Below are 21,654 nucleotides of genomic sequence, written 5' to 3'. Positions count from 1 at the left end.
GGGTAATAAAAAGGGGGCAACGGCACGCCCCCTTCACTGCAAAGGCGGACAGGCAGACCTAAAGCGGGCTGCCTGCCTTCAATTACAATTCAGTTTTCGTGGCGCACTCGGAATCTGCACGGTTCACGCTGCAGCGAATCTGCTTCATGATGTTCAGTGCCTTCGGGTCGTATGAACCGCCCTTGGCCAAACCGATTCGTGATTCACGCAAGAGGATGGTGTACTTCACGGAGTCAGCCGCGGGAATATCCATCCATGCACCATTTGGAATGCCCTTTTCAGCATTGGTGATGATTTGCATGCCGGCCGGGAATTTCTTGGCCCAGTAATCACGTGACTTCTGCGCAAAACCTTCCGGGAACTTGCTCTTGTTAACAATCAGTTGGTAAGTCAACACGGCAACCGGGAAACGGATGATCGCGCCGCTATTGCCCAAACCTTTGTACAGTTCAAGTGGCTTGTAAGCCGCTGCGGGCGCAGCAATGATGTCGACCGAACCGTTGTTAAACTTGGCACCGAAGTTGGAAATGTCAGCTGACACAGGCGAGGCGCCAACCTTGGAAATCATTTCTTTCTGGGCTGAATCGTAGTCGAAAGACGCGATTTTCTTGCCGGCCAGTTTTTCAACCGAGTTGATATCACGGCTTTTCACGTAAAGGAATGCTGCACCGAATGGGAAAATGCCAGCCACCTGGTAATTGCCTTGTGTCATCAGTGCATCGGCTTTGTCACCAGCAAACAACTGAATGGTGCGCTTGACCACTTCGTAGCTCAGGGGCATATCCACTTTGCCATCTTTCACTACCGATGCTGCACCCAGGGCGTCGATTGAACCGGCAACCGAGTTGTAAGCGCGCGTGCGGAAAGACGTGGCAACCAGCATGTCGCACTGGCCGGTCTTGAAGTTTTCCGAGGCGATTTTTTCGTCGGTAAAGGCTTCAAGGTGCAGGTCAGCACCCAAACCTTTGGCCGCCAGTACGTAGTCTTTGCTCAGGTTGAAGACGTCGCCGCCCGCACCCAAGATATCGAATACACACACTTTCTGTTTGGCCAAGGCCGGTGATGCTGAGGCCATAAGGGCCACACCCAAGGCGGCTGTGATTGCTTTGATTTTCATTGTCATTGTCTGGTCTCCGAAATTAGTGGTTCTGCGTACCCGGGCAATACGCTAGACGGGGCCCGGGTAATAATGGACAGAAACTTAGTTCAACAAATCGTCCACGTTCATGCCTTCAGGCATCGCGGCTTCTTCATCCCAATACTTTCCCATGCTGCCCACAGGCGTGCGGGTACCGACGTTCTCTGACCAGTAACGGTCAGACAAGTTCGTCATAACAGCGCCGGAAAGACTTTCAACCAAGGCATATTGCTGGCTTGGCTTGAAATCCTTGACGTTTGCGAAGCGCTTGGTGGCGTCGCGGAAACGAGGAGTGTCACCCACGGCCAAGGCAGACAGGCCATACATGACGTGTGAAAGACGCACACCCTGGCGTTCACCGATCAGCATGGACAAGCGGAATGTACCCCACACGTCTTTGCCTTCAGAAGCACCGGGGAGAATACTCCACACCACTGCACGGGCTGCATTGGGAACACCCCACCACTTGGCATTGGAAATGCATTTCAGCGCACGCTCGGATTTCGGTGCAATGTCGGTAGGCACGCCAACCATTTGTTGGGAAGCAATGTCGTTGACCACGGCTTGCAGACCGGCCACAGTGCCTAGCAGGTAGCTGAGTTCATCGAAATCGCGTTCGAATTCAGGACAGGTTTCACCGTATTGGAAATTGTATTTGGCTTCCAGCTTGTTGCGCATGGCATCGTATGCGCGCAGCTGACGGCGGGCCGTAACCTCAAGCAGGCGCTTCTGGCCAATACGCGCATCTTGCGCTTCTTCAATGTTGTTTTGCTTGGAGGCGCGGAGGTAACGAAGTTCTTCTTCAACGGCACGCTGTTCAGAACAGGCGGCGGAGGAAACCAGCAAGAGAGATTCCAGCAACTGTGGATCGCCACCGAAGGCACGAGTACCCCCCGAAATGAGTGGGAAGTTGGCTGTAGCAAACCGGCAAGCCATGTCCACGTCGTCGATTTCAAGCTGAGGAGGGATAATACGGCGCTCAATCAGGTTAATCGCCAGGTTTGTGGCTCCCCTTTCGACGCTTGCACACCCCGCTGCAACCGCAACCACCCCAGAAATGGCCAATACGCGCCAAATGCCAGCTTTAATCATTGATGTCTCCGTTGGTTTTTCTTTTATACCTTGCTTGGTCAATATTTGGATTTGACCTTTGAGTAACAAGGCTTTCGCCAATATTAAACCATGAAACAATCACCCATCCAAGGGAAAGTAAACAGTTGTTAATAGAAGCGCGATTCTATTTGCTGCAACAATTGCAAAGTATGCGGTCAAAAGACCTGCCAATTGGGTGAAATCAATTACCAGCAAACCGCGCAAAATAGAAGAATTCCATTCGTCGATAGCCAGATCGTCATGAGCCAAATCGAATCTTTTACAGAATTTGCTGAAAACGCGCAGGAAAAACCCGCAGAAAAATCAGATCGCATGAAGCAGGCGGTCAAGGACATGACCCCGCTGAAAGGCAAGACTGCACTGGTAGTTGATTCTGCACTGGCCACACGGCGGGCTTTGCAAGACCAGTTGTCGCAACTGGGTGCAAAAACAGTTATTTTTGCAAGTTCAGTGTCGGAAGTGGAACAACATCTGAGCTCTCGTGAATTCGCCTTGATTGTTTGTGAGTACCAGCTTGAGGGCGATCGCAACGGACAGCAATTGCTGGAAGACTTGCGGGTGAACAAAAAGCTGAACTGGACAACCGCCTTCATGATGGTGACGGGTGAGCGAAGTTACAGCAATGTGGTTGCCGTGGCCGAGTTTGAACCAGATGATTACCTGATCAAGCCTTTCACCGCATCAACGCTATCAGACCGCGTGGTTCGCATTTTCAATCGCAAAGCACGCTTGGCGGAAGCCTACAAGGCAGCTTATGACGGGCAATACCTCGCCGTACCAGAAATATGCGAAGGATTGGAAATAAGATTCCCCCAGTACCTCAATGAACTTGAGCGCATGCGTATCGAATCATTCTTCTGGTCCGGTCAGTTGGGAAAAACCGAGAAGGAATTGCTGGACAAAATTGAACGCGCACCCAAGCCCTGGATGCACCTGTTGTTGGCCAAGGTGAATCTGGAGAAAAAGGATTTCGAAGAAGCCGGCGGTTTGCTGGCCACCGTGGTTAAAACAAACCCTGAATACCTGGCGGCCAGTGATCTGTACGCTGATGTGCTGTGGGAACAGAACAAACCGGGCGAAGCGCTGGAAGTGCTCGAGAAGATGGGGGCCAAAGCACTGGCCTCAACCAGCCGCTTGCGCAAGCTGGCAGACCTGGCAGTGAGGATTGGTGACAACACCCGCTCAAAAAACTACTTGACCAAGGTGATTGATCGCTCCAGAAACACATCCCTGTCGCAGATTCATGATTACCTGCAACTGTCGAAGATTTATGTGACCGAAGGGCGACACGAGGAAGCGGAAAAGCTGACCGCCAAAATGAGAAGCACGGTGAACTCGGCAGACCTGGACCTGGCGCGCGCCATGATGACCATTCAGAAAGAAATTGCCGAGGGCCGAAGCGTGAAAGCGCTGGACAAACTGACTGCGTTTTTTGATACCCATGCCGAGGTGATTCCTGCCCTGGAACCAGAAACGCTGACCAGTCTTCTGGAGCTTTGCTTTGCTGTCAACATGGGTTCAAAAGGCTATGAACTGGCCAGCCAGATCACCCGACACAAACCATCGAAAGCCATGCTGGACAGGATTCGCACTTCAATTACCATGTTCAAGGAAAACTCACTGCGCAACGCTGAGTGACATGGAGGACGGGGTGCTCAGCGAAGTGCTCGTTGAGGTGCTGAGCGAGATCGCCCAAGCCTGCTGAATCAGTTCATCCAGGTAGGCCCCATAAAACTCAGGCAGGCTGGCTCCCAGCAGTGGCTTTCCAGCCACCGCACCGGTTTTTCCGAACACCATGACAGTGGGAGAAAATTTGACACCCAAGGGCACGGCGAGGGACTTGCCGGTGTAACGGCGACCATCAAACCACGTGAACTGCTTTCGGTCGTCTGAAAAATCAATTTCAAAAACACCCACCCTGCCCTTGTAGGCTGGGTCTTTGTGAATATGCCGCAAAGACTGCTGCCGCACTTTCTCGCAGTAGGCGCAATCCGGCACTGAAAACAGCACGACCACCGCCGGTGATTTTTGATTTTGCAGGTTGACCGGAAAGGCAAGCGCCTGCCCACCCGCGCTGTGGGCGGGAGACGAGCAGGCGAACAGTCCAAACAGGACAAACATCAAAATTGCTTTCATTGAACTCAGACAACGAACCCCGGGTTTTTGTTCATTCCAACCAGCTTGGGTATGTAAGGCGTTTTGGTGGCAATGGTTTTCTTGGCACGCAAGTAGGTTTCAACCACGTCCCAAATGGGTGGCTCGCCATTGCTGCGCGCCTCTTCGGCCACAGGTGCCCAACCGGCCACGCGGTAGGTTTTTGAGGCCTCGATCAGCTTGCCATTCAAACGCATGTCGGAAATACGGTTGCCTGAACTGCCGTTGGGGTTGCAAGTGTAAGTCAACCCACCCACGCGAACCATGTCCCCGCCCTGCTGGTAATACGGGTCGGGGTTAAACAGGTTGTCGCACACGTCTTCCAGCACGGTTTTGATGAACTCGCCCTTCATGTCGGCCAGCGTGGTGTTGGGGTAAGTGATGGCGGTTTGGTCCATCAAATGCTCGCGCGTGATGGTTTGGCCAGGCAACAACGAAGTTCCCCAGCGAAAGCCGGGCGAGAAGGCAATTTCAGCGTTCTTGACTTCCATCAGGGCGTCAACAATGAGCTGATCCCAACTGCCGTTAAAGTTACCCCTGCGATACAACAGGCCTTCACTCACCGCCAACGGTTCAACCAGTTTTTCCAGGTAAGGTTTGCGCACATTCTCCACGAAGGCAGCCATGTCGGGGTCAGCGGGCAACATGTTCGAGAACACGGGCAGCAATCGGTATTTGAAGTCGCGCAGCTTGCCACCCTGAATGTCCATGTCCAGCACACCCAAAAACTTGCTGTTGCTGCCGGCGTTGGTTACATGCGTGGTGCCCGAAGGATTTTTGACAGGAATGGCGTGTGGAATGCCGTCGTGTGTATGGCCACCCAGAATGAAATCAATACCGGATACCCGGCTGGCCATTTTCAGGTCCACGTCCATGCCGTTGTGTGACAACACGACAACCACCTGCGCGCCCTTGCTGCGCACTTCATCCACAACAGCCTGCATGCTTTCTTCCTGAATGCCAAATGACCAGTCGGCCACCTGATAGCGGGGGTTGGCAATCGGTGTGTAGGGGAAAGCCTGGCCAATGATGGCCACCTTGGCGCCATTGATGTTTTTCATCACGTGGCTGGGAAACACGGGGTCACCAAAATCAGCCGTCTTGATGTTCTGAGCCACAATGTCGACTTTGCCTTTGAAATCCTTTTCTGCAATTTCCAGCACCCTGTCCATGCCGTAGGTGCATTCCCAGTGCAGGGTCATGACATCCACGCCCAGCATTTTGGCGGCGTCGACCATGTCTTGTGCATTGGTCCACAGGCTGGTGGCAGAACCTTGCCAAGTGTCGCCGCCATCAAGCAGCAAAGCACCAGGACGGCTACCCTTCATCATTTTGACCAATGTGGACAGGTGAGCAAATCCACCCACCTTACCATAGCGCTTGGCGGCTTCTTCAAAATTCAGGTAAGTGAAGGCATGGGCTTGCGCTGTACCCGGTTTGATCTTGAACGCTTTCAGGAGGGACTCACCCACCAGGTGCGGCACCTTGCCCAGCGCACCAGCCACACCAATGTTGACGTTTGGTTCGCGGAAATAAATGGGCACCAGTTGCGCGTGACAATCGGTCATGTGCAATAGGCTGGCATTGCCAAAGGGTTTCAGTTCGTACAGTTTTTCGCCTTGGCCTGCGGCCAGCACCTGGGGGGAGTTGATTGCCATGCCCGCCGCAGAGGCGGCCGCCAGCATGCCCATGAATTCGCGTCGATTCATCTGCATTGGATTGTTTCACTTTTCAGAGAGTTAGTTCCTGTGCCTGGTCAGTAAGGCACAGGAAGTTTGAACAAGACTGCTTACTTGTTGACCGGTGAATCAGGGGACATCAGCAGGGCCATGACGTCTTTCAACTGGGTTTCAGTCAAAATGCCCTCCGCGCCAAAACGAGGCATGTTGGAACAGGCATTGTAAGCATGCGAGTTCCAGATCTTGGCCCAGGTGTACTTCATGATTTCTTCTGAATTGCCACGCAACTTGCCGTACTGCTGGAGCGATGGGCCAATGTTGCCGTATGAAAGCTCTTGAGGAGCCAGTTGGTGGCAGGCATAGCAATTCCCGCCGGCTTCACTGCCTTCCTTGTCCGAAAACTGAAAGCCTACACCGGTTTGCGCAACCTTTTCTCCAGCCTTCCAGTCACCGAGGTATTTTCCATCGGCTGGGTATTTCACCGCTGCCAGCGCAGCATCTTGCAACTCGGTGCGCTTGGCATCGGGTAAACCGCCAGGCGCTGTCTCGGCCGCGGAACAGGCCTGTTGAAGTTCAGTCTGCTTGATACGATCAAGCTTGGCCTGCCCTTTTTCCTTGAAAGAAGCCATCAACAAGGCGTTGATTTCTTCGTTCGTAGGCTCGGCAACCACAGGCTTGCTGTCGGTATTGGCACAAGCGCCAAGCATGACCAACAACACAAGGCTGGCCGAATACTGAATTGTTTTACGCATGATTTGTTCTCCTTGTTCTTAGCGCTTGAGCGAAGTGGCCTGCATGGTACCGCCCTCGGCTTTCACACCCAGGTAGGTAATCAGGTCGATAGACGCTTGTGAGCCGTATTTCAACTCGGGGAAACGCTGCTGGCGGAAACAATCGTACATGCGCCATTGCATGGAACGCACAGCACCTTGCGAAACACGGTAAGCAGGCCAGGCAGCAAACGCAGCTTGAGCAGGCTCAGGTTTCGTCAGGTTGGGCAAACCTTGCAAACGAATTCGCTGGTCGTCAGTGGCATGGCAACTGGCGCATGAAAAATCATACGGGCCGCCGCGGAAGAAGAAGATCTTTTCTCCCCGCGCGCGGGAGGCCAGTTCTTCAGGATGTGATTGAGGCACCTTGATCTTGGCACCACGTGACTGCGCGTAGATGTAAGCCACCAAAGATTCAAGCTCGGTGGGCTTTTCCCCAGTTCCTGAGTAAGGCTTTTTGGTGATTTCTGCGATATCGCGACCTTGAAGCGTCACCATGCAGTGCACAAGGCGGGTTTCAACGTCCATGACCTTACCAGCGTCACTGAAAAACCGTGGCAAGGTAGCCACCGCGCCTTCCAGCTTACCCGGGCCTGAACCCAGATCGCATTTTTCGAGCGAAGCATTTTTAGGACCTTGTGGTTTGCTCCAGAGGTCTTCGCCACGCAATTCGACCAATTCAGCCGGGTTACCATCGGCCAGCATGTCACGGTATTCCTGAATGCCCTGCTCGGTGGTTTTTTGCGCATGCGCATTCATGGCCAATGACGCCACGGCTGCAATACCTGCAAATGCAGCAGCGGTGAACCTGACCGCCGCTTTGTTTGTTTGCCTCATCTCACACCCCTTTCTTGTGGTTTTATCAACTGCTTGAGATTATGCCACTTTGGTTTTGTCTGTCCGTGTATCGCCTTTGTTGTCAGTCCAGGTCACATCCACTGTGTCGCCGGCCTTGCCACCCTTGAAGGAGAAAGACAAAAACGGATTCTTGGAAACTGCGGGGCCCCAATTGGCCTGCAACACGAGCTTGTCGTTGCATTTCGCGGACACGCTCTGGATGAACCAAGCAGGTACCAAGCTGCCATCGGCGGCCTTACGCTGACCAGTTTCCATTTCGTGAGACATCAATACTTTTACTTCCACTTCGTCGCCGTTTGCCTTGGCGCGAATTTTCATTGGATCACCCATTTTTTTCTCCTGAATTTTTGATTTAACCGCCGCAACCGCCGAGTGTCACTTTGACCTCTTTCTTGGCAAAGTAATACTTGCCATCGGCTTTCACGAGCGCGTACACGTCGCTGGACTTGCCCATTTTGACGCGCGTGTTTACCTTGGCGTCGGTGCCGGCCGGGATCATGAACTGGGCTGACATCATGGATGGGTTGTTGGAAACCAGCAGGGAAATTTCTGTGGTTTTGGCCAATTTGCTATCGGCACCTACTGGAACTACCGCACCGTTCTCAGCAATGTCGGGAGCCACTACGGTGATGTCTTTGCTTTCAGTGGGCATATTGCCACCCAGTGCCTTGATCAGTTCATCCATGGACTTGGCATTGAATGCCTTCTCGGGATAACCCGCTGCTGCAAACACTTCGTTGGGCTTGATCAGACCTGCGGCAACCGCAAGGCCCAGCACTGTCATGCCAGATGAGGCTTTCAGCATGGTGCGTCTGTTTTGGTTCATTGACTAACTCCTCCTAAAAATCGATCGATTTACTTCTTCCTGGACAAAAACCAGTCAGAAAGTGCATTGGTGTCTTCATCCGACAGATGAGCCTGCGCGGGCATGGGCATGTCGCCCCAAACCCCGCTGCTACCTGTCTTGATTTTGCCGGCAAGGTAAGCTTTGGCGTCTTTCCTGTCGGCATACTTGTTGGCCACAGCCACAACGGACGGGCCGAGCTTTTTGTTGTCCACTCCGTGACAGGCCACACATCCATTCGCATTGAACAGGGACTCTCCACTGCTCATACTGACCTTGGGTGCGGCAGCACTTTCGCCAGCCTTGGCCACTACAGTGACCACACCGCGAACAGGACCAACAAGACGGTTTTGATCAATCAAATTGCCGTGTGCATCTTTGGCGTATTCAGGCAGGTAGGAAATCACCTTCGCGTCCGGCTTGCAGTTTGACATGCAACGCTTTTCTTTCACATCGGGTTTACCCGAGGCAAGCCACATTCCGTGATTGGTTTGCATGCCATTGCGATTGGGCATTTTGCCCTGAACCTGGGCAATATTGGTGTTGCTCAGTACGAAATCATCGCCAACAATACCGCCCATGTTCAGAATGTAAGCCGTGACGGCATACACCTCTTCAGTACTCAGACTTTTGGGGGCAGTCCAGGGCATGGCCCGGTTGATGTAGTCCCACAAGGTTGAAACAGTGGGCACTTTCATAAGTGTGGTTCGCTGGGGTGACGATCCGTCTTTCAAGGATTGTACGCGCCCGCGCTTGATGTCTTCTGCGGTGGTGCCACCTACAATCGGTGTGAACACTTCGTTGCTTTCACCAAACACACCGTGACAGGATGCACACTGTGCTTCCCACACATCCATGCCTTTTTGCACACTGCCACTGCCCTTGGGCAGGCCCACAAAATCCGGGCGAACATCGATGTCCCAAGCTTTGACTTCGTCTTTGCTGGCCGTGCGGCCCAAGCCTTCAAAGGCAAAACCGCTATTGCTGAACAACAGGGTTGAGCCAAGCACCACCATGGACAGGATTGCTACGAATCCCTTTCGTGCAGGACGGGCCGTGGGCTTTTGATCAAGTTTCAAATGGATTGTCATGGCCTTACCCCACGTGCACGTTGTGCACTTCCCCTGACGCATCAATGCGCCAGCTTTGAATTGCATTGTTGTGATAAATACTTTTGTCGTCGCGCTTTTCACGCAAGGTGCGGTAGCTCGGCTGAACATAGCCTGTGCTGTCAACTGCCCTGCTCTGCAAAAGCACTTCACCCTTGCCATCCCAAACCCAGGGCAGGTTGAAACGGGTCAGTGATTTGTCATGCACCGGGCCTTGCACGGTTGCAGACTTCCAGTTCTTTCCACCGTCGGTGGACACATCCACCGCAGTGATTTTGCCGCGACCACTCCAGGCCAGGCCGGTAATGTTGTAGAAGCCAGGTGTAAGCAACTTTTGACCACCGGAAGGCGTGGTGATAACCGACTTGCATTCCTGAATGGAGGTGTACTGGCGGTGCGTGCCATCAGGCATCAAGTCCACATAGTGCACGGCCTCGTCCTTGGCTGCATAGGGTTTGTCGCCCACTTCAATGCGGCGCAGGTATTTCACAGAGCTGACGCCTTGCACGCCAGGAACGATCAAGCGCAAGGGGTAACCATTTTCAGGACGAAGCATTTCGCCATTTTGGCCATAGGTCAGCAGTACTTCGCCGCTTTCAACCATTTCCATGGGAATGGTGCGGGTCATGGATGAACCGTCCGCGCCCTCGGCCAGAATGTAACGGCCCTTCTTCAGGTCCACGCCACAGTATTCCAGCACCTTGATCAGCGGTACACCAGTGAACTCGGAACAGCTCAACATGCCGTGGGTGTACTGCACTGTGGGTACGGCCACATTGGCCCACTCCATGCCTGAATTGGCGCCACATTCGATGAAATGAACGCGGGAAACCGATTCCATGCGCATCAATTCATCGATGGTGAACACCATTTCACGCTTGACCAAACCGTTGATCATGAGGCGGTGTTGCGTGGGGTCGATGTCCCACCAACCCTGGTGGTGGCGCTCGAAATGCAAGCCAGAGGGCGTGATCACGCCAAACAGACCTTGCAGCGGGCAAAACGACACCGACGCAGCGCCCACACGGGTCAAGCCTGGCGACTCACGACGTTGAAGATTCTTTTCATATTGGGAAGGCATACCGTAAGGCATTGCCGCCACGGGCTGGCCCAAGCCCTTGGTGTGGGCAGGCAAATTCAAAATGGCTGGATCGCCTTTTGCGGCAGTTGCAAGGGCCGGCGACGCGGCGACCGCACCCACTGCAGCAGCGGCAAACGCTTTTTTGAAAAAACTGCGACGATCTGTTTCACTGGCGCGATTGACAAAAGCAATGTCGGTACGACTGACAAAGTTTTCCGGGGCACGCTGAATACGCCCCAATGTGGTGTCGGAAGGGATTTGGAATGACACGCTTGTCTCCTGAGTACTTTATTCTGCTGCATTGCGTCATTGTATGCGCATATGCTCATATGTAGAATTTACACTCTAAACGTGTCTTTCGCAAGAACTTTCAGTTCAAGATTTCTTCCCGCTCTTTTGCTTTCTCAAGCTGTCGTGGTCGATTTTGTACTCAGGCTTGGCGATGCCCTGGCTGGCTGGGTCTGTGGGCAGTACGTTGTGGACAGCTTGTGCGCCCACACGGGCGACAAGCCGCACGGTGTCGTAAGCAGAGTGGGTAATTTTCTTCTCGACCATGTGCACGGCGGATGAAATCGGTGCAATAGGGCGGATCTTTTTCAAGACAGCAAATGGAATGTCGGCTATTCGACGGTGAACGCCTTCAACCTGGCGAGTACCTTCGTCCAGTGTGGCAGACACCAAGTCAACAATGCCGCGCAAATGCGGTTCAAGCGACTTCTTTCGGGACATACAAACCTCTTTTGGGTCTTGGTGGTTGTTAAACGAATTCTAGAAGAGATTCGATTGCAGCGGTAGACAAAGCATTCCACTGTAAAATACCCAAATTCTGAGACAGATACAAACATTGTGGCAATCATCATTTATGACCTGGAGTGCGAATACTCCCATCGCTTCGAAGGCTGGTTTCGATCCAACGAAGACTTTGACACGCAACGCGAGCAAAAGCTGCTGACTTGTCCCGAATGCGGTACGTCTGCCATTCGCAAAGTACCATCCAAAATCAACATTGGCGGCAAACAAACGGTCAGCCCGGTTACACCTGCTGAAGTGTCTACCAGCGAACCTGCCACTTCGACCCCCTTGCCTGCGCCAAAACTGAATTCAGTGGATGTGGCCACTGCTTTTGTCATGGCCAGGCAGGCCATACAAGCCCTGATCAATCACTCGGAAGATGTGGGTGACCGGTTTGCCGAAGAGGCGCGAAAAATTCACTACGAAGAAGCACCCATTCGTGCCATTCGCGGCCAGGCCAGCCCCGAGGAATTCGAGGAGTTGCGTGACGAGGGCATTGAAATCATCGCCCTGCCCTTGCTGCCTGGTGAAGAAGGCCTTAACTGAAGGCCTAAAGTTTCACATCGAGCGCCAAACCAACCAGTGCGCTCAAACCCATCGAGACAGTACCCCAAAGCGCCACACGCAAACCCGCACGCAACACGCGGGCATTGGACACTTTCGCAGCAGCGGCCCCCGTCAGGAACAAGGTCACGACACTTGCACCAGCCAACGTGAACACGGTGGCTTTGGAACCCAGTGTTTGATACTGGGCCAGCAGCAACACCAACAGTGGAACAACACCACCCGCTGTGAAGGTAAGGGCTGAAGCAAACGCGGCTTGCATGGGCTTGGCCACACTGTGCAAGGTAATGCCCAGCTCGTCCTGGGCGTGGGCACCCAAGGCATCGTGTTTGGTCAGTGCCACGGCAACGTCACGCGCCAGGTTTTCAGGTAAACCACGTTTTTGATACAGGCTTTGCAATTCAAGCAGTTCCTGCTTGGGGTTGTTGTCAATGTGGCGTTGTTCCAGCGCAAGCTCTGCTTCTTCGGCATCGGCCTGCGACTTCACCGACACCCATTCCCCTGCAGCCATGGATGCTGCACCCGCTACCAAACCCGCCACACCGGCAGCCAGAATTACCGGCGCTGCCGCACCGCTACTGACCATGCCAACCAACAGGCTGGAAATTGAAATGATGCCGTCGTTTGCGCCCAAGGTGGCGGCTCGCAACCAGCCGATGCGGTGGACAATGTGTTCGTGATTGTAGGCGGGATTGGCGTTCATGACCTGTGCTTACCGACCGAGACCACCCAACAGGTCGGGTTGGACAATTTCGATCCAGTAGCCATCGGGATCTTTCACAAAGGCAACATTTTTCATCTTCCCTTGGTCGGGACGTTTCACATAGTCCAGGCCCTTTTCATCGAACCAGGCCACAGCCCGGTTCAAATCGGGCACGGCAAAGCAGATGTGACCAAACCCTTGTGGTTGCGCATTGCCGTCGTGGTATTTGAAGTCGGCATCGCTTTCGGTGCCCCAATTGTGGGTCAACTCCAGCACGCCTCGTTGCGAAAAGGTCCACTGGGTACGCTCGCCCTCGTCGGTGGGTGGTGTGTCACTCTCGCCCAGTTTCGCAAGAAAATACAATGAAAAAGACATTTCCGGAAAATCCAGTTTTCGCAGCAGGGTCATGCCAAATACCTGCTCATAAAAATCCACGGAGACAACCGGGTTTTTGATGCGCAACATGGTGTGGTTAAAAACAAATCCGTCGTGTGGCTTCAGGCTCATGGTTTGAATTCCTTATTTGACCCGACGCTTTTCAAGCTTGCGGGCCAGGGTTCTGCGGTGCATGCCCAGGCGGCGTGCAGTTTCTGAAATATTGAAATCGGTTTCAACAAGCACCTCGTGAATGCGCTCCCACTCGAGGTTCTTGATGGAAGTGGGACGATTGCTCAACTCCACGGGTTCACTGCCTGCAATGTGTCCAAAGGCAGCTTCAATGTCATCGGTGTTCGAAGGTTTGGCCAAATACTGGCAAGCGCCCAGTTTGATGGCTTCCACGGCGGTGTTGATGCTTGCAAAACCGGTCAGCACTACAATCAGCATGTCCGGGTTGTGTGCATGCAGCGCCTTCACGCAATCAAGGCCCGAGGTGTTGCCACTTAACTTCAGGTCCACCACAGCGTGGGTGGGCGTGTGCGTCAACAACACGCCATTCATGTCATCCAGATTGCCGGCATGCAACACAGCGTAACCACGGCGCTCGAACGAGCGTTTGAGAACGCGGGCAAATGCCTCATCATCTTCAACCAGCAACAAAAGCCTTTCCATACTGCTACTTTGGCTCATTCGGGACCATTCTCCTGCAACACCAGTGAACTCAAAGGCAGGGTCATGCGCACTTGTGCCCCACCCCCTTCACAATTTCGGGCTTCCAGTGTGCCACCCAGGGTTCGTGCCACATTCATGACCAGAAAAAGCCCCAGACCACCACCGGGCCTGCCTTTGCTCGAATTGTAGGGCGTACCCAACTGCGCAAGGATATCAGCCTGAAAACCGGGACCTTGATCGGTCACAGTCATGAACAGGGTGTCATCATCCTTGGACACCTCGAAGCGCAAACCGTTCGGCGACACCTCCAGTGCATTGTCCAGCACATTGAACACCATTTGCTTGACGGTGGAGTCAAATGCCACTGTCAATTCCTGATCAATGTGGTTGTGGTACTCAAAGTGCTGCACAGGCCGGCTGCTTTCCCACTCTTGTACCAGGTCTTCGAAAAAATCATTCAGGCTGGTTTTTGAAGAGGATTCTCCCCGCGTTTCACCAGCAGACAACAGGATGCCGCTGACAATGCTTTTACAGCGAAGCAACTGCCCTTCAATTTCTTCAAGTTCTTCGAGCATGTCAGGATTGTTGGCGAATTGAGGCATGTGCTTCCAGTCACCCAGCACCACTGACATGGTGGCCAGGGGTGTTCCCAATTCATGCGCCGCGCCACTGGCCAACAGCCCCATGCGAACAATGTGTTCTTCTTCGGCTGCACGCTGCCGAAGGCTGGCCAGTGCGCCATAGCCGGCGCGCAGGTTACGCCCAATTCGAGTGATGAAAATGACCAGCAAGGCCGCATTCAGCACGAAACAGATCACAAGGCCCGTGGCGTATAAATCGGTCAATTGATACGGGCTGTCCAAAGGCCACACCAATGGCTCATTGAAGGCCGAGAGAAAGGCAAGGCAAACGGTTGTGATGAAGACCACGGTCCAGGTAGACTCGGTGCGCAACAACACGGCACTTAAAATCACCTGCAAGAGGAAGAGAAAAACGAAAGGATTGTTGATGCCACCTGTGAAATACAGCTGCGCAGTCAGACTGCCAATGTCCACCAGCATGGCGAGAAACAGCTCCCGGTTGCTCACCACCCTTTCTTCATGCCAGCGCAAATGGCTGCCCAAGTTAAACGCAATCAGGCAAACCATCACCGCCAACATGTTGAACAAAGGCAGTTGAATACCCAGAACCCAGGTGGCCACCAGGATTGTGGCGATTTGACCACCTACAGCCAGCCAGCGCAGGTGGATGAGGTGAAGCATGTTCTTGTGCCCGGTTTCATTGCGTACGTTCAACTCGTCGAATGCGCGGGCACCCTGTCGAATGGAAACAATGTCGGAATTAATCGCCATGCAATGTACGTCCTGCTACTGGTTGAATAATGACTTGAAACAAAGGTCGAGAGGCTGCTTTACCGTCTGTTCAACCAGTAAGTCACGCCTGCGACCATCAAGGCCAAAGCATACCAAGTGAAGGCATACACCAAGTGACTGTTGTGAAACTTGATCACAGTTAATCCGTCAACCGGATAAGTTTTGGGAGTGAACCCGATGATTTCCTCGCCCAGGTTTCGCGGCTTGCCAGCATCAATGAAATAAGGTGCCGTGTCTTCAAGTTTGTGCCGTGCAGACAAAGCCGCAACGTCACGGGAATACCAACGGTCTGCCGCAGGGTCATTCTTGCGCAGGTAGGCCCCACCCGCTTCGCTGATGCGCAACAAACCCTGAACCTGGAACAGGCCACGGGTATTTTGTGGGGTCATGGGGTCAGCCTCTCCCGCGGGAATGTAGCCCCGATTAATCCAGACTACTTCATTGCTTGGGGTGCGCAGCGGGGTCATCAACCAGTGCCCTGCCCCAAGCGCTGTGGTGGCTTGCACGCGTGTCGTGTATTGAGGCAACAGTTCACCCTGTACTTTGACGTTCAGATACTCATGGGTGTCCCGGGCAATTGAAATCCATTCCGCTTGGGCGGGTGCAGCAACCGGGTTTGCATGCACTCGGGTTTGCACCCGCTCAATCAAATCGAGTTTGTAATCAAGGCGGTAAACCTGCCAGGTACCCAGCGAAAAAAACACCGCGAAAAAAAAGGCTGCCAGGACAAAGCCCAGCAGCCTTTTGATCGAGTTGTTGGCTGCAGGTGCAGAGGCTGAATGGGTTTTCGAAACTTCACTCATCTTGCACCACACGCCTTTACTTCAGTTGTTGAATCGACTCGATGGCCTCGTGGTTCATGCCAGGCATCATGTTGGTGTTCAGGTGGTACATCACCCAAATTGAACCCACCAGCGTAATCACGACCAGTATCAGTGTAAACATCAACGCCAGCATGGTCCAACCACCTTCGGACTTGCTATTCATGTGGAGGAAGTAAATCATGTGGACCACCATTTGGACAGCACCCAGACCAAGGATCACCAAAGCGGTGGTCACTGAACTTTCGATGAAACCACCCATCACCAGGGCAAATGGAATCACCGTGAGGATCACCGCCAGCACAAAGCCGATGGTGTAATCGCGCATGCTGACGTGGATTTCATCCTCGTTATCGTGGTGATCGTGATGGTCGTTGGAATTGTGTGGATGCGCGCTCATGGCAGTACTCCCATCAAGTAGACAAAGGTAAACACACCGATCCAGATCACGTCCAGGAAGTGCCAGAACATGGACAGGCACATGACGCGGCGGCGGTTTTCAACAATCAGACCGTGCTTTTTCAACTGAAACAACAGCACCACAAGCCACACGATACCGAAAAACACGTGCAGACCGTGGGTGCCCACCAAGGCAAAGAAAGCAGTCAGGAAACCGCTGGTTTGCGGCGTGGCGCCAATGCTGATGAAATGCCAGAACTCGTAGATTTCAACAGCAAGAAACGCCAGGCCCAACACGCCGGTGATGCCCAACCACAACAAAGTGGTATTGAGCTTGCGGTTTTGCATGCCCACCATGGCCACGCCGTAAGTGATGGAACTCAGCAACAGAAACGCTGTGTTCAAGGCCACCAGGTTCAGATCGAAAATTTCTGCCCCGGTGGGGCCACCGGCGTAGTTGCGTCCAATCACCGCGTAGGTTGCAAACAGGCAAGCGAAGATCAAACAATCGCTCATCAAGTAGATCCAGAAACCCAGCAGCGACCCGTTTTTTGGATGATGGTCTTTCACGTAGTAACGTGAACTGGGATCAATGGACGCACCTGCGGATGCATTCATGGCTGTATTCAAAGTCATCTCAGACATGGGATTGCTCCAGTTGTGTACGTGCAGCTTCAGTTTTGGCCACAACATCGGCCTTGATGTAGAAGTCGCGTTTGTAATTGAATGTGTGTGCGATCACAGCGGCCACCAGTGCAACGCTTGCGCCGGCAGCCATCCACCAGATGTGCCACACCAGTGCAAATCCGATCACCGCGCTGATACCGGCAATCACGAAACCAGCAGCAGTGTTCTTGGGCATGTGAATGTCCACAAATCCTTCAGTTGGGCGCTTGTAGCCGTTCTTTTTCATGTCAGCCCAGGCATCAGTGTCGTAGACCACGGGTGTGAAGGCAAAGTTGTAGTCTGCGGGTGGGCTAGAAGTGGCCCACTCCAGCGTACGGCCGCCCCAGGGGTCACCAGTGGTGTCACGCAACTTGGCGCGATCACGGAAGGTGACATAGAACTGCATGATCATGGCACCGATACCGACTGCGATCATCGCTGCTCCCAGCGCTGCAATCTGGAACCAGATCTGCAGTGAAGGATCTTCAAACTGGCTCATGCGGCGGGTTACACCCATCAGGCCCAGCACATACAGCGGCATGAAGGCGAAGTAGAAGCCGACAACCCAGAACCAGAACGACACCTTGCCCCAGAACTCGTCCAGCTTTACGCCCAAGGCTTTTGGAGCCCAGAAGTTGATGGCTGCGAACAGGCCGAACAACACGCCGCCAATAATCACGTTGTGGAAGTGGGCGATCAGGAACAGGCTGTTGTGCAGCACAAAGTCGGCTGGAGGTACGGCAAGCAATACACCAGTCATGCCACCGATCACGAAAGTGATCATGAAGGCAATGGTCCACATCATGGGCAATTCAAAACTGATTTTGCCTTTGTACATGGTGAACAACCAGTTGAAAATTTTCGCACCCGTGGGGATGGAAATAATCATGGTTGTAATACCAAAGAAGGCGTTCACACTGGCCCCACTGCCCATGGTGAAGAAGTGGTGCAACCAAACCAAGTAAGACAAAATGGTAATCACGACTGTGGCATACACCATGGAGCTGTAACCAAACAGGCGCTTGCGACTGAACGTGGACACCACTTCAGAGAACACACCAAACAGCGGCAGAATCAGAATGTAAACCTCGGGGTGACCCCAGATCCAGATCAGGTTCACGTACATCATGGAGTTGCCGCCCAGGTCGTTCGTAAAGAAGTTGGTGCCCAGGTAACGGTCCATGGTCAGCATGCCCAACACGGCGGTCAACACAGGGAAAGCGGCCACAATCAACACGTTCGCACACAGGGAAGTCCAGGTGAAAATTGGCATTTTCATCATTGACATGCCAGGGGCACGCATTTTGACAACCGTCACAATCAGGTTCACACCCGAAAGCAGTGTTCCAACCCCGGCTATTTGCAGCGCCCAGATGTAGTAATCAACCCCCACATACGGACTTTGCAATGCACCCGACAGCGGTGGGTAAGCCAACCAGCCAGTCATGGCAAATTCACCCACGAACAGGGACGCCATGATAAGTGCGGCACCCATGGCAGTCATCCAGAAGCTGAAGTTGTTCAGGAATGGAAAGGCCACGTCACGCGCACCAATCTGCAGCGGAATCAGGTAGTTCATCAAGCCCGTGATCAAGGGCATGGCCACGAAGAAAATCATGATCACGCCGTGGGCAGTGAAAATCTGATCGTAATGGTGAGGCGGCAGAAAGCCTTCATTGCCGTTGAAGGCCATGGCCTGCTGCGCGCGCATCATGATCGCGTCTGCAAAGCCGCGCATCATCATCACCAGGCCCAGAACCATGTACATGATGCCGATCTTCTTGTGGTCGATGCTGGTGAACCAGTCGTTCCAAAGCGTGCCCCACAAACGGTTTTTGTGGATCAGATACAGCAGTATCAAACCACCTGTCATGGCCACGGCCAACGTACCCATGATGATCGGGTCGTAGTACGGGATCGCATTCAGTGTTAGCCGCCCGAATATCGGGCTTGTTTCAATTGGATACTGAGTCATAGCCATTCTTCTTGGATGAAGTGATAAGTGGAAGTGCGTCGTCGTTGGGTGCGATCTGGCACATGGCGTCATTGATCAAAATTGCCAATTCGTCAGCAGACAAACCGGTACGGTTGCGCATGGAATCGGCCATCATTTGCATGTCCATACACACAGTGCCTTCAACCACACAACGATTTACAATCGCGTGGAACAAATCGTTTTCAACCGTTGCGAAACGTTCAACGGGGTGCTTGCTGGTGGGTTTTTCCAGCTCCAAGTAGGCAGCACGATCCAATGTTTTGGCAGCCGCCTTGTTGCTGGCCACCCAGTCATCAAACTCTTCCTGGCTCACCCCGTTGTACTTGAAGCGCATATGAGAAAAACCCGCACCGCTGTAGTTTGCGGAGAACCCTTCCCAACTTCCTTTCTCATTGATCACCGCGTTCAAGGTGGTCTCCATGCCCGCCATCGAATAGATTTGGCCAGCCAGCGCGGGAATGTAGAAAGAATTCATCACGGTGCTTGATGTGATCTTGAAACGCACCGGAACATTCACGGGTGTCACCAACTCGTTGACTGTGGCAATACCCTGTTCTGGATAAATGAACAACCATTTCCAGTCCAGTGAAACAACCTGCACCACCAAAGGCTTGTGGTCAGCCGGTAGCGGTGTGCTTGCATTGATACGGTCCAGTGGGCGATAAGGGTCCAGCTTGTGCGTACTGACCCAGGTCACCAGGCCCAGCACGATGATGATCAACAGGGGCGCACCCCAAATGACCAGTTCCAGTTTGGTGGAATGGTCCCACTCGGGATCATATTCCGCCTCGGTGTTTGCCTGGCGATATTTCCACGCAAAGAAACAGGTCAGGAAAATCACCGGCACAATGATAATAAGCATCAACACCGTAGACAGCACGATCAGGTCGGCTTGCTGCGACGCGATATCGCCTTTCGGGTTCATCACGATGGTGTTGCAACCTGCAAGCAGGAGAAGCGGCACCAACAAAAGACTTCGTTTCAGTGGCTTGAACATATTATCCAGCATGGTTAGGAATTGATTTCATGTTAATTTACTGACATGGGTGCCCCCTGGGCATTGGACATATTGTCCCACTTGACAGAAACCGCTGTTAAGCCATTGAAAATAAAAATAATATTGTCACAAGCAGAAGATTCGAGGAGAAGTACAAATGTCCGGCACCAACACAATTCAAGCAGAACAAGGCGTTACACCGGGCCATCACGGCAGCAACAGCAATGTCACACCCGGCGAGATCGCGATTGGTGTGGTTATCGGGCGTGCCTCAGAATATTTCGATTTTTTTGTATACGCGATCGCATCGGTCCTCGTATTTCCAAAAATATTTTTCCCCTTTGAAGACCCACTGACCGGAACGCTGTATTCGTTCATCATCTTTTCCTTTGCGTTCATTGCCCGGCCCCTGGGCACAGTGGCATTGATGATGGTGCAACAGCGGTTCGGACGTGAAACAAAACTGACAGTCGCCTTGTTCATGCTGGGCATTTCAACCGCTGGCATTGCCTTCCTGCCCACTTACGAATCACTGGGTGTTGCGGCAATCGTGCTGCTTTCCGTTTTACGGATTGGTCAGGGCTTGGCGCTGGGTGGTTCATGGGACGGCCTGCCTTCCCTGTTGGCCTTGAACGCCCCTGAGAACAAGCGCGGTTGGTATGCCATGCTGGGGCAGTTGGGCGCACCGGTGGGCTTCATCATTGCCGCGGGTCTGTTTGCTTACCTGCTGTCAGCCCTGTCCAGCGAAGATTTTCTAAGCTGGGGATGGCGCTACCCCTTCTATGTTGCCTTTGCAATCAATGTGGTGGCCCTGTTCGCGCGCTTGCGCTTGATTGCCACGAATGAATATTCCCGCATGCTCGAAGAACGCGAACTACAGCCTGTCAAGGTGACAGAGATGGTGGGCTCGCAAGGCTACAACATTTTGGTGGGTGCACTGGCCGCATTGGCCAGCTACGCCCTGTTCCACGTGGTCACCGTGTTTCCGCTTTCCTGGATTGCCCTGAACTCGGAAAGATCCATCTCCGAGTTTCTGGTGATCCAGATTGCAGGCGCGGCGCTTGCGGCCGGTGCTGTGGTGCTCAGCGGTGTGGTGGCTGACCGTTTGGGTCGCCGCAACACGCTGGGCTTTCTGGCCATCCTGATTGCGCTGTTCAGCTTTTTCGTGCCGCACATGATGGACGGTGGCGACAACGGACAAACTGCCTTCATCCTGATTGGTTTCGTGCTCTTGGGCTTGTCCTATGGTCAGGCTGCCGGTGCGGTTACTGCCAACTTCAAAGCCCAGTACCGCTACATGGGTGCAGCATTGACCGCTGACCTGGCCTGGCTGGTTGGGGCTGGTTTTGCACCCTTGGTGGCCTTGGGCCTGGCTGCGCATTTTGGCCTGGAATATGTCAGCCTTTACCTGCTCTCGGGCGCTGTGGGCTCATTGGCAGCACTTAGCCTGAACCGCGCACTGGAACTGAAAGACTAAGAATCAAAATACCCGCCACAGGCTGTGTGCGTGTGGTGGGGTTGTTCGATGAATCCAACAGTGGTTTGCG

The 21,654-nt window shown here is 53.3% G+C and carries 23 protein-coding genes; 3 read left to right on the top strand and 20 right to left on the bottom strand.

Annotated features, from left to right (window positions below; genetic code table 11):
- Positions 1–82: 82 nt before the first annotated feature.
- Both RGQ30_RS07165 and RGQ30_RS07160 read right to left on the bottom strand, forming a co-directional pair.
- Complete coding sequence (locus tag RGQ30_RS07165; protein WP_338284857.1) at positions 83–1,123, bottom strand: putative solute-binding protein; 1,041 nt, start codon at positions 1,121–1,123, stop codon at positions 83–85.
- A gap of 78 nt (positions 1,124–1,201) precedes the next feature.
- Positions 1,202–2,230 (bottom strand): hypothetical protein, encoded by a 1,029-nt coding sequence (locus RGQ30_RS07160; protein ID WP_130556573.1) that lies wholly within the window; start codon positions 2,228–2,230, stop codon positions 1,202–1,204.
- A 261-nt stretch (positions 2,231–2,491) separates the two neighbouring features.
- On the opposite strand from RGQ30_RS07160, the gene RGQ30_RS07155 reads away from it, so the two are divergent.
- Positions 2,492–3,889 (top strand): response regulator, encoded by a 1,398-nt coding sequence (locus RGQ30_RS07155; protein ID WP_130556574.1) that lies wholly within the window; start codon positions 2,492–2,494, stop codon positions 3,887–3,889.
- Here the strand turns inward: RGQ30_RS07155 and RGQ30_RS07150 are convergent.
- The 9 genes from RGQ30_RS07150 to RGQ30_RS07110 all read right to left on the bottom strand — a co-directional run bounded on the left by RGQ30_RS07150 (position 3,869) and on the right by RGQ30_RS07110 (position 11,475).
- On the bottom strand, positions 3,869–4,387 hold the full coding sequence (locus tag RGQ30_RS07150) for a thioredoxin domain-containing protein (protein ID WP_130556575.1): 519 nt from the start codon (positions 4,385–4,387) through the stop codon (positions 3,869–3,871). The genes RGQ30_RS07155 and RGQ30_RS07150 overlap by 21 nt on opposite strands.
- A 5-nt stretch (positions 4,388–4,392) precedes the next feature.
- Positions 4,393–6,114, bottom strand: a complete 1,722-nt coding sequence (soxB, locus tag RGQ30_RS07145; RefSeq protein ID WP_338284880.1) for a thiosulfohydrolase SoxB — start codon at positions 6,112–6,114, stop codon at positions 4,393–4,395.
- A gap of 80 nt (positions 6,115–6,194) precedes the next feature.
- Positions 6,195–6,836 (bottom strand): sulfur oxidation c-type cytochrome SoxX, encoded by a 642-nt coding sequence (gene soxX / locus RGQ30_RS07140; RefSeq protein ID WP_130556577.1) that lies wholly within the window; start codon positions 6,834–6,836, stop codon positions 6,195–6,197.
- A gap of 18 nt (positions 6,837–6,854) precedes the next feature.
- A complete protein-coding gene (gene soxA, locus RGQ30_RS07135) occupies positions 6,855–7,691 on the bottom strand; it encodes a sulfur oxidation c-type cytochrome SoxA (RefSeq protein WP_298217327.1) in 837 nt (278 codons plus the stop codon).
- A gap of 39 nt (positions 7,692–7,730) precedes the next feature.
- Positions 7,731–8,042, bottom strand: coding sequence for a thiosulfate oxidation carrier complex protein SoxZ (gene soxZ, locus RGQ30_RS07130; protein ID WP_130556578.1), 312 nt, complete (start codon positions 8,040–8,042; stop codon positions 7,731–7,733).
- 22 nt (positions 8,043–8,064) lie between these two features.
- Positions 8,065–8,538 (bottom strand): thiosulfate oxidation carrier protein SoxY, encoded by a 474-nt coding sequence (gene soxY / locus RGQ30_RS07125; RefSeq protein WP_130556579.1) that lies wholly within the window; start codon positions 8,536–8,538, stop codon positions 8,065–8,067.
- A 29-nt stretch (positions 8,539–8,567) separates the two neighbouring features.
- Positions 8,568–9,647: a c-type cytochrome gene (locus tag RGQ30_RS07120; RefSeq protein WP_420915168.1), complete on the bottom strand. Its 1,080-nt coding sequence runs from the start codon at positions 9,645–9,647 to the stop codon at positions 8,568–8,570.
- A gap of 4 nt (positions 9,648–9,651) precedes the next feature.
- Positions 9,652–11,016, bottom strand: a complete 1,365-nt coding sequence (gene soxC, locus RGQ30_RS07115) for a sulfite dehydrogenase (protein WP_130556580.1) — start codon at positions 11,014–11,016, stop codon at positions 9,652–9,654.
- A 105-nt stretch (positions 11,017–11,121) separates the two neighbouring features.
- A complete protein-coding gene (locus tag RGQ30_RS07110) occupies positions 11,122–11,475 on the bottom strand; it encodes a hypothetical protein (protein WP_130556581.1) in 354 nt (117 codons plus the stop codon).
- Between the two features lie 123 nt (positions 11,476–11,598).
- Here RGQ30_RS07110 and RGQ30_RS07105 point away from each other — a divergent pair, with 123 nt between their 5' ends.
- Complete coding sequence (locus RGQ30_RS07105; RefSeq protein ID WP_420915172.1) at positions 11,599–12,084, top strand: DUF1178 family protein; 486 nt, start codon at positions 11,599–11,601, stop codon at positions 12,082–12,084.
- Positions 12,085–12,088: 4 nt separating this feature from the next.
- Here RGQ30_RS07105 and RGQ30_RS07100 read toward each other — a convergent pair whose 3' ends face one another.
- The 9 genes from RGQ30_RS07100 to cyoA are packed head-to-tail and all read right to left on the bottom strand — an operon-like array spanning position 12,089 to position 20,107.
- Positions 12,089–12,805, bottom strand: coding sequence for a VIT1/CCC1 transporter family protein (locus tag RGQ30_RS07100; RefSeq protein ID WP_130556583.1), 717 nt, complete (start codon positions 12,803–12,805; stop codon positions 12,089–12,091).
- Between the two features lie 9 nt (positions 12,806–12,814).
- Entirely contained in the window at positions 12,815–13,312 is a 498-nt protein-coding gene (gloA, locus tag RGQ30_RS07095) for a lactoylglutathione lyase (protein WP_130556584.1), read from the bottom strand.
- A gap of 12 nt (positions 13,313–13,324) precedes the next feature.
- On the bottom strand, positions 13,325–13,873 hold the full coding sequence (locus tag RGQ30_RS07090) for a response regulator transcription factor (protein WP_130556585.1): 549 nt from the start codon (positions 13,871–13,873) through the stop codon (positions 13,325–13,327).
- Positions 13,870–15,207, bottom strand: a complete 1,338-nt coding sequence (locus RGQ30_RS07085; RefSeq protein ID WP_130556586.1) for an ATP-binding protein — start codon at positions 15,205–15,207, stop codon at positions 13,870–13,872. The genes RGQ30_RS07090 and RGQ30_RS07085 overlap by 4 nt, the downstream gene beginning before the upstream one ends.
- A gap of 59 nt (positions 15,208–15,266) precedes the next feature.
- Positions 15,267–16,031 carry an SURF1 family protein gene (locus RGQ30_RS07080; protein ID WP_130556587.1) on the bottom strand — a complete coding sequence of 255 codons (765 nt, stop codon included), beginning with the start codon at positions 16,029–16,031 and terminating at the stop codon, positions 15,267–15,269.
- A gap of 16 nt (positions 16,032–16,047) precedes the next feature.
- Entirely contained in the window at positions 16,048–16,449 is a 402-nt protein-coding gene (gene cyoD, locus RGQ30_RS07075) for a cytochrome o ubiquinol oxidase subunit IV (RefSeq protein WP_130556588.1), read from the bottom strand.
- Positions 16,446–17,093, bottom strand: coding sequence for a cytochrome o ubiquinol oxidase subunit III (gene cyoC / locus RGQ30_RS07070; RefSeq protein ID WP_130556589.1), 648 nt, complete (start codon positions 17,091–17,093; stop codon positions 16,446–16,448). The genes cyoD and cyoC overlap by 4 nt, the downstream gene beginning before the upstream one ends.
- Entirely contained in the window at positions 17,086–19,089 is a 2,004-nt protein-coding gene (cyoB, locus tag RGQ30_RS07065; protein ID WP_130556590.1) for a cytochrome o ubiquinol oxidase subunit I, read from the bottom strand. Before cyoB ends, cyoC begins: the two co-directional genes overlap by 8 nt.
- Positions 19,070–20,107 carry a ubiquinol oxidase subunit II gene (gene cyoA / locus RGQ30_RS07060; RefSeq protein ID WP_130556991.1) on the bottom strand — a complete coding sequence of 346 codons (1,038 nt, stop codon included), beginning with the start codon at positions 20,105–20,107 and terminating at the stop codon, positions 19,070–19,072. The genes cyoB and cyoA overlap by 20 nt, the downstream gene beginning before the upstream one ends.
- 157 nt (positions 20,108–20,264) lie before the next feature.
- On the opposite strand from cyoA, the gene RGQ30_RS07055 reads away from it, so the two are divergent.
- A complete protein-coding gene (locus RGQ30_RS07055; protein WP_130556591.1) occupies positions 20,265–21,584 on the top strand; it encodes an MFS transporter in 1,320 nt (439 codons plus the stop codon).
- The last annotated feature ends 70 nt before the right edge of the window (positions 21,585–21,654 follow it).

The organism is Limnobacter thiooxidans, assembly GCF_036323495.1.
Classification (GTDB): domain Bacteria; phylum Pseudomonadota; class Gammaproteobacteria; order Burkholderiales; family Burkholderiaceae_B; genus Limnobacter; species Limnobacter thiooxidans.
Note: the sequence above shows the minus strand (reverse complement) of the source record. Positions and strands in the feature narration are given on the sequence as shown.